Below are 11280 nucleotides of genomic sequence, written 5' to 3'. Positions count from 1 at the left end.
GCAATTTTAATATGTTATGCCATTGCTGGAATTTTTCTATTCTGCATTATGCGTGCACTTGGAGAAATGGCAGTTGAAAATCCGGTTGCAGGATCATTTAGTGCCTATGCCAGTGAATTTATTGGACCTCTTGCTGGATATTTAACAGGATGGACTTATTGGTTTATGTGGATTGTAACTTGTATGGCAGAGGTTACTGCGGTAGGTATTTATGTTAATTTTTGGTTTCCAAGTATTCCCCAATGGATCTCCGCTCTTGCTGCGGTTGCTCTTTTGTCATTAGTAAACTTAATTGCAGTAAAGGCTTTTGGTGAATTCGAATTTTGGTTTGCACTTATAAAAGTTGTGACCATTATTGCTATGATCATTTTAGGTATGGTTATGATTACAACTGGATGGGGTAATGGAGGAATCCCTATTGGAATTTCAAACTTATGGAATAATGGAGGCTTCTTTCCCAATGGAATAAAAGGCCCAATTATGGCTATGGTAATGGTTGCCTTTGCTTTTATCGGAGTTGAGCTTATCGGTGTTACCGCTGGTGAAGCTAAAAACCCGGATAAAGTAATACCATCAGCTATTAATAAAGTTTTAATCAGAATAATGATATTCTATGTTGGTGCAATGTTTGTAATCATGTCACTTTACCCATGGGCTACAATTGGAACGACTGGTAGTCCATTTGTTGCAACCTTTGCTAAACTTGGAATTGGTGCAGCAGCAGGTATTATAAATTTTGTTGTATTAACTGCGGCACTATCATCGTGTAACAGTGGTATTTTTACGACAGGTCGTATGCTTTATAACCTTTCCCTTCAAGGTTCAGCACCAAAAATGTTTGGAAAGATTAGTAAAACTCATGTTCCCAGCACTGCAATTTTAATTTCGGCAGGGTTCATGCTTATTGGTGTTTTTCTTAATTTTGTTGTTCCAGCTAAAGTATTTGCTTATGTTACAAGTGTTGCAACCTTTGCCGGTGTTTTTGCATGGTTTATGATTTTACTCGCACAAATGAAATATAGAAAATCGCTTACCCCTGAACAAATAAAAAAAATAAAATTTCCAATGAGAGGATTTCCTTTTACTAATTATATTAGTATGGCATTTTTAGTATTCCTGGTAGTCGTAATGTGCTTAAGCCCAGATACTCGAATAGCCGTTATTGTAGGACCAATTTGGCTATTACTATTAGTTGCCTATTATTTTGGCAGTGGTATTAATAAAAGAAATATTGCTAATAAAGCTTGCGCTGATGAAAAAATCGTATCGATTTCAGATGTGAATTCTTAAAAATATTATGAAATTATAACTGAGAAAGAGACTTTTTAGGAACATCAATAAAAGCCTTTGAAAATGCAAATTTGATATAAGAAATAAGCGCAAGCGTACGAAAAAATGATATTTCGTACGCTTAGCCCTTTTTTTGAGTAAAAATAGTAAATTTCACAATTATAGCTGATTTTCTGATCGCAAACCCCATGAATTGGTAAAGATAATCCGAAATCGCAAATGTAGTGACCGAATATAGTAATTAAAATATTTTTATATTGACTCCTTTTGAAAGCTATTGTATAATGGGATTATGTTTATACGAGAATTTAAAATGAAGAAAAAAGAGATAACCTACTATAACCACAAACTGGTGGAATCCTACCGTAATGCTGAGAACAAACCAAGGCAGCGGATCATCATGAGTCTGGGAAACTTAAGTGACTTACCAAAGGCGTGCTGGAAGGAGATTGCCGTGTCACAGGCTCTTATCATAGGAAGACTCATCCACCCATCCAGCGAACTGGTCACCCATCAGTGGTTTAATGAGCATTCAGCGTTTGCTGAAATGCTGGAGTCTGATATTCAGGGTCAGGGTAAGGGTAAGGACAGCTACTATGCCATGGGGTATCCAAAGAAAAACGCCGGGACTGTCCCCTGATCTTTATGGTGGATGGGCAAGGATTCCCTGTTTACAGCCGGATTCTCAAGGGATACCAGGGAATGGCAAACCATCCGTGAGACCCTGTCAACAGTCAACCATAATCATGACCGGACAGGATGGAACCATTTACAACATCCGTGTCACCGGAAATCCTGAAAAGAACCATGATGAGATTTACAAAATCTTTGTGATTGTTAACTTAATTAAACGCAGAAAAACAACGGTTAACGAGAGAAGGTAGTGACAGAAAAAAAGAAAGGAATGCAGGCGTTTCAACGCTTGCAGGCTTTACTACTCGAAATCCGGGTGGATAAAGCAAAGGGATATAAAGTCGAATCATGCATTCCACCTTGAAAAAGTGGATGGAAGGAGCCAGATGATACGAATAGGCACAGGTTATGATGTCCATCGTTTAGTTGAAAATCGGCCGCTTATTTTAGGCGGTGTAAAAATAGAACATCCTCTGGGTCTCCTGGGACATTCAGATGCTGATGTATTGATTCACGCCATTATGGATGCACTTTTAGGTGCTTTGGCACTGGGGGATATTGGAAAACATTTCCCGGATACCGAAAAAGCCTATAAAGACTGTGACAGTCTCCTGCTATTAAAAAAAGTAGGTGAACTGGTGAATGAAAAGAACTATGTAATCAATAACATAGATTCAACCATAATTGCCCAGGAACCGAAACTTGAACCACATATGAAAGTCATGGTAGAAAACATTGAAAGAACATTAAATTTGTCAGAGAACCGCGTAAGCGTTAAAGCGACCACCGAAGAAGGCCTGGGTTTTACAGGAAGTCAACAGGGAATTGCGGCCAATGCAGTGGTAAGTCTTGTGAAGGGAGAATTAATAAAATGATTGGTGTTATTGCAGCAATGGAAAACGAGGTTACAGACATTAAGTCTGCCATGGAGGAGTCCATTAAAATTACCCATGGGGGAATGGCCTTTATCAAAGGAAAACTCAATCAAAAGGAAGTTGTGGTCGTGAAGTCCGGGGTTGGAAAAGTCAATGCCGCCATTTGCACCCAGATTCTCATTGATCTTTTTAAAGCGAAAGCCATTATCAATGTAGGTGTGGCTGGTGCAGTTCATCCCGACCTTGAGATTGGGGATATTGTCATTTCTGAAGACAGCTGTCAGTATGATATGGATGCCAGAGCCTTTGGCCATCCCTGGGGTGAAATTCCAAACATGGATATCACCTTTTTTAAAGCGGATAAAACGTTAATAAAGCTGGCAGAAAAAGCTGCCACTGAGCTTAATGCGGCTTACCGGAGCGGTCGGGTCATGACAGCGGATTTAGGGGTAGACTCCATCGAACTCAAAGAAAAACTCAGAAATAAGTTTGGTGGTCTTTGCGTGGAAATGGAAGGTGCCGCGATTGGACAGGTTTCTTTTGTTAACCAGGTACCCTATGTTATTATTCGCTCCATATCCGATAAGGCTGATGGGAATCTCACGGAAGACTATAAAAACAATTTGGAAAACTCCATTAAAAATGGTGTGGCCATGGCGTTGAATATCATCCAGGGAGTTGAGTAATATGGATGATTTAGCAATAAGGTCTACCTGGGCAGAAATAAATTTAGATGCCCTTACTCATAATTACGAAGAAATTCGCAGAATTGTAGGCCCGAAGGTAAGGATTCTTGGTGTGATTAAAGCGGATGCCTACGGCCATGGCAGTCTGGAATGTGCCAAAACCCTTAGTAATGCCGGAGTGGATATGTTGGCGGTGGCCTTTATGGATGAAGCCATTGCTCTGCGCCAGGGTGGGATTACTGATCAAATATTACTGCTTGGTCATACCCCTGAAACAAATATTCCAGCCCTTATTCGTTGGGATGTGATTCCCGGGGTTTACCAAATGGACTTTGCCAGAGTATTGTCTGATTATTGCCAGAAAGCCGGTATTGTTCACCCCATTCATGTGAAGGTCGATACTGGCATGGGGCGCATCGGATTTGATTGGAAAGATGCATCGGAATTCATTACCGCCATCAATCTACTTGAAGGTGTCGAAATTCAAGGACTCTTCAGTCATTTCTCAACCGCTGATGCTGCGGATAAAACCTTCAGCATGGTCCAGGTTGAACGTTTTAAACAGGTGATTGCCGATTTGGAAACAAACGGTATTCATATCCCTATAAAACACATAGCAAACAGCGCCGGAATCTTTGATTTGGAAGGGGTTCATTTTGACATGGTACGTCCGGGAATCATTCTTTATGGATTGTACCCATCAAATAAAGTGGATCGATCAAAAATTAATCTTAAACCGGTAATGTCGCTAAAAGCAACCATTGTTCATTTAAAAACCATGCATAAAGGAGATACCGTGAGTTACGGGAATCATTTTGTGGCGGAAAAGGATACGCTTATCGGGACTTTAGCCATTGGTTACGGCGATGGATTTACCAGAATGCTCACCGGAAAGGCCGAAGTTTGGATCAATGGCCAGTTAGCACCCGTGATTGGAAATATTTGCATGGACCAGTGCATGGTAAATCTATCGGAAATCAAAGTGGTGGACCTTTATGATGTAGTCGAAATTTTTGGGGAAAACATATCAGCCGATGTTTTGGCTGATGCGCTGGGAACCATTAATTATGAAATTGTCTGTATGGTGAACAAGCGTGTGCCACGGGTTTATTTCGAAGAAGGCAAGGTCCAAAGTGTCCGCCGGCAAATTTTAGTGAATCAGTTAAACAGTTCCAGCGATAATGAAATTAATATAAAAGGAGAATGATATGGCATTTTTAGAAGAAATCGCTCGAGGTATTCGGATGGATATTATAAAAATGATTGGCAAGGCGAGTTCAGGGCATCCCGGGGGATCATTATCAGCAACAGAGATTCTGACATTACTTTATTTTGAACAAATGAATGTGGATGAAAAGAATCCCCGCAATGAGGATCGGGATCGTTTTGTACTATCAAAAGGGCATGCAGCACCATTATTGTACGCAACCCTTGCCGCTAAGGGATTCTTTCCAAAAGAAGAATTAGCAAATTTCCGTCAGCTTGGTTCGATTTTACAGGGACACCCTGATATGAATAAGGTTCCCGGTATTGATATGTCAACCGGTTCACTGGGCCAGGGATTTTCAGCTGCCACCGGAATGGCATTAGGCGGAAAAATAGATGATAAAGCCCATAACATTTATGTTTTACTGGGTGATGGGGAATTGCAGGAGGGTCTTGTATGGGAAGCTGCCATGGCAGCCGGTCATTACAAACTCAATAATCTCATCGCGTTTGTGGATAATAATAATCTCCAAATTGATGGTGCTGTGTGTGAAGTGATGAACCCCCACCCCATTGATGACAAATTTGCGGCGTTTAATTGGAATGTGATTACAGTTGAAGATGGTCATAACTTTAACGAGCTGAGAATAGCAGTGGAAGTTGCGAAAAGATCGGCAGATCGGCCAACCGTTATTATTTGTAAAACCGTTAAGGGCAAATGTGTCTCATTTATGGAAAACAATGCCGGATGGCATGGAAAAGGGCCAAATGCTGAAGAAGTCAAACAAGCATTAGCAGAATTGGAGGCGTAATCATGGTAGATAAAAAATCAACACGACAAGCATATGGTGAGTATTTAGTGACTTTGGGTGAAAAAAACAAAAATCTTGTCGTTTTGGATGCGGATTTATCCGGAGCAACCAAAACGAATATCTTTAAAAAAGCGTGTCCCGAAAGACATTTTAATGTGGGGATTGCAGAAACAAATCTTATGGGAATGGCAGCAGGCCTTGCAACGGTTGGTAAAATTCCTTTTGCAAGCACCTTTGCGATTTTTGGTGCCGGCCGGGCCTATGAAGTCATTCGAAACAGCATATGCTATCCAAAACTTAATGTTAAAATTGCACTGACCCATTCCGGGATTTCAGTTGGAGAAGATGGCGGTTCTCATCAGTCCATTGAAGATATTGCGCTCATGCGTGTTATTCCCAACATGACTGTTTTATGTCCCGCGGATGCCATTGAAACAGAAAAGATGATGGATGCAGCCATGGAAATTAACGGACCGGTTTATATCCGTTTAGGTCGAAGTGACGTGCCATTCCTTTTTGATGAAGACTATGAATTCAAAGTTGGAAAAGCCAGTTTGCTGAAAACGGGACGAGACGTCACCATTATTGCCACAGGCCTAATGGTAGGTGTCGCATTAGAAGCCGCCGAACTTTTAAAAGACGATGGTATTTCAGCACGGGTTCTAAATATGGGATCCATTAAACCCATTGATATTGATGCCATTGAAGATGCAGCCATTAAAACCGGCGCCATTGTTACCGCAGAAGAGCACAGCATTATTGGCGGTCTTGGCGGAGCCGTTGCCGAAGTTCTCTGTGAAGTTGCCCCGGTACCAATGGAACGTGTCGGCGTCAAAGATATTTTTGGCCAATCCGGCAAGGTTGGAGCACTTATGGAAAAATATGAATTAACCCCAAAAGATATCGTCATTGCAGCAAAAAAAGCCATCAAACGAAAATAAGTAGGGGCGATTATTAATCGCCTGCGAACATTATTATTACACTCAAACAGAGTCTTTATGACTCTGTTTTTTTTAGCTGATAAATTTCACCTAAAATATGAATTTCCCCTTGACATTGACGTAACGTTAAGGTGTATAGTTATTTTATCGGGAGGTGATCGCATGGAATACACCGTTCAAAAATTAGCTGTGATGGCTGGTGTCAGCACTCGAACACTGAGATATTATGATGAGTTGGATATGCTTAAGCCCGCAAGAATTAACTCATCGGGGTATCGGATATATGGCCAGGTAGAAATTGATCAGTTGCAGCAAATTCTTTTTTACCGGGAGCTTGGTGTGAGCTTAGAATCGATTAAAGAGATTATAACATCGCCGTCTTATAATGCCGTACAGGCACTGAAAGAACACCATGAGAAGCTGCTTGAAAAACGCGAGCAATTGGACAGTTTAATTTTAAATGTTCAAAAAACCATTGCCCGTACAGAAGGGAGAATTACAATGATGGATCAAGAAAAGTTCGAAGGCTTAAAGAAAAAAACAATCGATAAAAATGAAGCAAAATATGGTAAGGAAATTCGCAAAAAATATGGGTATGAGACGGTTAATCAATCGAATCAAAAAGTTATGGGAATGTCCCAGGAACAGCATGATGAAGTGACAAGGCTTGCCACAGAGGTTATGGAAACGCTGCAGGCTGCATTTGAAACAGGTGATCCTGCAGGGGAATTAGCTCAAAAAACAGCAGATCTTCATCGTCAGTGGTTATGCTATTATTGGGATAGCTACTCAAAAAAAGCCCACGCAGGCCTGGCTCAGATGTATGTTGATGATCCAAGATTTACGGCATATTATGATGAAAAAAAGCCGGGTACAGCAGTATTTTTAAGAGATGCCATTCAGATTTATACGGCATAAATGCGCCAAAAACTAAATTAATTTAAGAGTAATGATTTTGGTAAAGATATCAAACTGAGTTACACAATCAGATTAATTAACCTCGAAAAAGTTTATTAACTTCTTTTTCTGCAGCCAAAAAACCCTGAAGCTAACGCTTTGTTTTTTTTTGGGTATAAAAATTGTGTGATAAATTTATGCCATTTTAAATTATTTGTGTCATAATTAATATTATGGATGAAATAAAAGTAAAAATTAAAATATACAAAAGTTTTAAAGATTTCAATAGTGGAAGGCGGTGGAATCGTTGAAAGATGCTAAATGGATCCATGAAAATCATGAATTTGATAATCGCATTACCAATCTCATGTGGACCATTTCCGGAGACTATGATGAAGATATGGACAAAGGAGAAAAAAGCGGTATTTCTGAAAATGTTGCATTATACCATGCAGTCACAGCCGGTGGCCGAAGGAAGTATATTGAATGGCCCAGTGTTGAAAAGTATGTCATCAGCCGCCATCAGGCTGGTTTTGATAAAAATATCCTATTAGGACTCATTACCATGGCCAGTGATCTTATTATTGAGGAGAAAGTCATTGTCGAACGTCCCGGGGTTTATGATATTCGAAAAAAAGCCTATAAAGATATTCTCGAAAGATATCATAAACTGCATACAGATAACCTCTTAGAAACGGCAAGACATGCCATGATTCTTGAGAAAACAGGGAAAAACCCTTGTATAGATGTTAACACAAGGAATCTTTTAAATGACCTCTCAGCCCTTCAAGCAAGGGAAGACACCGTTGAGCTGCTCAAGGGAATTGAAGAGCTCTATTTGAAATATTTCTCTAATTCTGTCAAGGCCGTTATCGGTGAAAAGGAAGATTCCCCGGGAAGTGGCACAAAATCAGATGATAACAGTGACATTATGCCGGAAGAGATATTCGATGAGTCTGAGACCTTCGATACTGAAATTTCCACTGAGGATGTCATAAACTCCTGGAACTTCAGCAATGGGATACTGCAGGTCCGGGAAGAAGATTTGAAAAAAAATTCTGAAAAGGTTGCTTATTATTATGGAAAATCGTTTTTGCATACCAATGACCTTAAAAAATTGCAAAACCGAGTCTGTCAGGGCACCCATAGTAACTGTCTTATTCACATGACCGACGGGGTCATTCGAAGTGATTCTAAAAATAATTGTCAAATAAAATACGTCAGGCGCCAACAGGCAAATAACAGTGAAGACTTTCAAGCTAATGAAAAGGTGTTTAAGCGAAATATCAATAAATTAAGGGACAGCATGGCAAGAACCCTGGTGGAGGAAGAAATTGCCGATCGCATTCCGTCAGACACCGGGAAAATTGTTGCCAATAAGCTTTGGCGTATTAACCGAAGCAGGAATAATAAGATTTTTGTGAAAACCATTGATAACGATAAAGGAAACTTCGTGGTGGACATTCTCATCGATTCCAGCGGATCCCTGCGAACAAATCAATCCCAGGTAGCTATCCAGGCATATATTTTAGCCAGGGCATTAACTTTGTTGGGCATACCCAACCGGGTACTGGGTTTTTCAAGCTTTCTTGATTATACGGTTATTAAGCGCTTTCGGGACTATGAATCCCCGCTTTCCGCTAACGATAACATCTTTGAATATTTTTGTTCAGGGAATAATCGAGATGGCTTAGCCATTAAAGCCACCTGTGAGGATCTCCTTAAGCGCCGGGAAGACAACAAGATTCTCATTGTATTAAGTGATGGTCGCCCTAACGATTTTAAAATCGGAAAAGGTAAGTATGAAGATCTACATGAAGCCTATCGCGGTGGGGTCGCCATTGAAGATACCGCAAGGGAAGTGCGCCTGGCAAGACAACAGGAGATTTTAGTACTAGGGGTATTTACCGGAGATGAACACGATTTAATGGCTGAAAAGCTGATTTACGGCAAAGACTTTGCCTATATTAAGAACATTAACCGTTTTTCCGAAATCGTTATAAAATATTTAAAACAGATTATCATGAATTAGAGATGCCTAGGTAAGCGCAAAAAAACCATACATTCGAATTAAGTTTAAAGATTGGAAGAAAGGGTATCATACATAGAAATACAATACTTCAAGGAGGAAAAAATGTCAAAAGATTTTAAACAGGCTATGGAGGAACGACGATCCATTTATGGAATTTGTTCTGAAAACACCGTTTCAAATGAACGGGTTCTTGAAATTGTGAAAAATTCAACCAAGTACGTGCCAACTGCTTTCAACAGCCAAAGCACAAGGATTGGAGTACTTTTTGGAGAAAAAAATAAAAAAATGTGGAAAATTGTTATGGATGCTTTAAAAGAAATCGTCCCACCGGATAGATTTGCACCCACAGAAGAAAAGATAAATGGTTTTGCTGCGGGATGCGGTACTCTCTTATTCTTTGATGAAAAAACTGTAACCCAGGGTTTAGCCGATGAATTTGAAGCCTACAAAGATAATTTCCCCATTTGGGCCGAACAGGCTAATGGCATGCTTCAGTTCGCTATTTGGACACAATTGGAAGCCGAAGGTTTAGGCGTTAACCTTCAGCACTATAATCCCATCATTGATGCAGCAGTAAAAAAAGAATTTAATATTCCACATGCCTGGCGCTTAATTGCCCAAATGCCATTTGGGAAACCCACAGCATTACCGGGTGAAAAAGAATTTGTGCCCATTGAGGAAAGAGTGGTAGTCCTTTAGTTATTTATTTTAAATAGGCTTAATTATTGAGTTATCGGTGAATTTGAATAAAATTAAAATAATAATAAGGGAAAGTAAACTGATGAAATTTAGAGAATTTACAGTTAACAGTCACTCAACCAGGGATTTTGTAGATAGCAGCTTGGAAGAGTGTGACATCAATGACATTAAAACCTATTTGAACGAATTAAATGACACGGTTGGCAAGGAAAAAGGCTTTTCATTTATGCTGATGGAAAATGGCGGTGAAGTATATAAGAATTTGGAAGGGTCCGGTGGATATCCTGGTTTGATGATCAAAAGCCTTCATTATATCGGTCTTCGTATTGCCAAAATTGATCATGAAATCGAATTTATTGGCGCATTCCATATGCAGGCCATTATCAAAAAACTCTATGAAATGGACATTGGCAGCTGCTGGATAACCCTTCTGGGTGTAACTCCTGAAAAGAAACGGGAGTTGATTAATGATCAACTGGGAACTATCCAATATCTATTGGCTTTTGGAAAGGCTCAGCAAAAACCAAAGAAAAATAAAGCGGTAATCAATAGAACTTCTAACTATGATCAGGATCCTTATGGGATAACGACCATAGAGACTGATGAAGAAAGACTTTCAGTTTCTGACATTGTCTACCTGTATGAATGGGGAAATAGTGCACCAATATCAGAAATGAAAAGCAGAAGCGTTTTAGATCTATTGTATTATGTGAGAAATTCACCTTCATATCAAAACACCCAGCCATGCAGATTGATCCTGAAGGATGGATATGCGGAACTCGCTGTAATAAATCCTGAGCATGAAGGGAATTATACCGATGCAGGCATCATGATGTACATGCTTCAAGGATTAGCCAGCGAACTGGGCTTTCCAGCCAAATGGCATTTTGTCAATGATGAGTCCGGTAATATGGAATACCGACTGGTCGCACATTTTGATCTTTAAAGTACAGAAAGAGAGAACTCAAGAGCCCAAAATTCAAATGAAATAATTGTCGTTTGAGTTTGGCAATAAACAAAAGGGGCTTTTGCAAAATAGCGAAGGAGCTATTAAGCAAAAGCTCTATTTTTATGCCCGAAAACATAAAATGAGGATTTCGAAGAATCTGAAAAAGTGGTATAATTAAGTTATGCAGGAAACTAAATTAATCTCAAAAAATTATTATAAGAAGTATATTGGACAGATTTTTGTAATATTGAATTTTCAGT

The 11280-nt window shown here is 39.7% G+C and carries 12 protein-coding genes; all 12 read left to right on the top strand.

Annotated elements, in window-relative coordinates:
• Positions 1 to 1290, top strand: a 1290-nt coding sequence (locus VIK44_RS03980) for an amino acid permease (protein WP_331552549.1), incomplete at its 5' end; no start/stop codon positions are given.
• A 313-nt stretch (positions 1291 to 1603) separates the two neighbouring features.
• On the top strand, positions 1604 to 1930 hold the full coding sequence (locus VIK44_RS03975; RefSeq protein ID WP_331552548.1) for a hypothetical protein: 327 nt from the start codon (positions 1604 to 1606) through the stop codon (positions 1928 to 1930).
• A complete protein-coding gene (locus tag VIK44_RS03970) occupies positions 1887 to 2174 on the top strand; it encodes a hypothetical protein (RefSeq protein ID WP_331552547.1) in 288 nt (95 codons plus the stop codon). Before VIK44_RS03975 ends, VIK44_RS03970 begins: the two co-directional genes overlap by 44 nt.
• Before the next feature lie 138 nt (positions 2175 to 2312).
• The gene (gene ispF, locus VIK44_RS03965) at positions 2313 to 2798 is read left to right on the top strand and encodes a 2-C-methyl-D-erythritol 2,4-cyclodiphosphate synthase (protein WP_331552551.1); all 486 of its coding nucleotides are present in this window, start codon (positions 2313 to 2315) and stop codon (positions 2796 to 2798) included.
• On the top strand, positions 2795 to 3484 hold the full coding sequence (locus tag VIK44_RS03960) for a 5'-methylthioadenosine/adenosylhomocysteine nucleosidase (protein WP_331552546.1): 690 nt from the start codon (positions 2795 to 2797) through the stop codon (positions 3482 to 3484). The genes ispF and VIK44_RS03960 overlap by 4 nt, the downstream gene beginning before the upstream one ends.
• Position 3485: 1 nt before the next feature.
• Positions 3486 to 4691 carry an alanine racemase gene (alr, locus tag VIK44_RS03955; protein WP_331552545.1) on the top strand — a complete coding sequence of 402 codons (1206 nt, stop codon included), beginning with the start codon at positions 3486 to 3488 and terminating at the stop codon, positions 4689 to 4691.
• A 1-nt stretch (position 4692) separates the two neighbouring features.
• A complete protein-coding gene (locus tag VIK44_RS03950; RefSeq protein ID WP_331552544.1) occupies positions 4693 to 5502 on the top strand; it encodes a transketolase in 810 nt (269 codons plus the stop codon).
• Between the two features lie 2 nt (positions 5503 to 5504).
• Positions 5505 to 6443, top strand: coding sequence for a transketolase family protein (locus VIK44_RS03945; RefSeq protein ID WP_331552543.1), 939 nt, complete (start codon positions 5505 to 5507; stop codon positions 6441 to 6443).
• A gap of 162 nt (positions 6444 to 6605) precedes the next feature.
• On the top strand, positions 6606 to 7361 hold the full coding sequence (locus VIK44_RS03940; RefSeq protein WP_331552542.1) for a MerR family transcriptional regulator: 756 nt from the start codon (positions 6606 to 6608) through the stop codon (positions 7359 to 7361).
• Between the two features lie 277 nt (positions 7362 to 7638).
• Complete coding sequence (locus VIK44_RS03935) at positions 7639 to 9372, top strand: cobaltochelatase CobT-related protein (protein WP_414637058.1); 1734 nt, start codon at positions 7639 to 7641, stop codon at positions 9370 to 9372.
• A gap of 102 nt (positions 9373 to 9474) precedes the next feature.
• Positions 9475 to 10071, top strand: a complete 597-nt coding sequence (locus tag VIK44_RS03930; RefSeq protein ID WP_331552540.1) for a nitroreductase family protein — start codon at positions 9475 to 9477, stop codon at positions 10069 to 10071.
• Between the two features lie 82 nt (positions 10072 to 10153).
• On the top strand, positions 10154 to 11017 hold the full coding sequence (locus tag VIK44_RS03925; protein ID WP_331552539.1) for a nitroreductase family protein: 864 nt from the start codon (positions 10154 to 10156) through the stop codon (positions 11015 to 11017).
• Positions 11018 to 11280: the final 263 nt, after the last annotated feature.

It is taken from the genome of Acetobacterium sp., assembly GCF_036508315.1.
Lineage (GTDB): Bacteria > Bacillota > Clostridia > Eubacteriales > Eubacteriaceae > Acetobacterium.
Note: the sequence above shows the minus strand (reverse complement) of the source record. Positions and strands in the feature narration are given on the sequence as shown.

Coding starts and splice junctions, on each gene's coding strand:
- VIK44_RS03975 (WP_331552548.1), top strand. CDS start 1,604: ATGAAGAAAAAAGAGATAACCTACTATAACCACAAACTGGTGGAATCC.
- VIK44_RS03970 (WP_331552547.1), top strand. CDS start 1,887: ATGCCATGGGGTATCCAAAGAAAAACGCCGGGACTGTCCCCTGATCTT.
- VIK44_RS03960 (WP_331552546.1), top strand. CDS start 2,795: ATGATTGGTGTTATTGCAGCAATGGAAAACGAGGTTACAGACATTAAG.
- alr (WP_331552545.1), top strand. CDS start 3,486: ATGGATGATTTAGCAATAAGGTCTACCTGGGCAGAAATAAATTTAGAT.
- VIK44_RS03950 (WP_331552544.1), top strand. CDS start 4,693: ATGGCATTTTTAGAAGAAATCGCTCGAGGTATTCGGATGGATATTATA.
- VIK44_RS03945 (WP_331552543.1), top strand. CDS start 5,505: ATGGTAGATAAAAAATCAACACGACAAGCATATGGTGAGTATTTAGTG.
- VIK44_RS03940 (WP_331552542.1), top strand. CDS start 6,606: ATGGAATACACCGTTCAAAAATTAGCTGTGATGGCTGGTGTCAGCACT.
- VIK44_RS03930 (WP_331552540.1), top strand. CDS start 9,475: ATGTCAAAAGATTTTAAACAGGCTATGGAGGAACGACGATCCATTTAT.
- VIK44_RS03925 (WP_331552539.1), top strand. CDS start 10,154: ATGAAATTTAGAGAATTTACAGTTAACAGTCACTCAACCAGGGATTTT.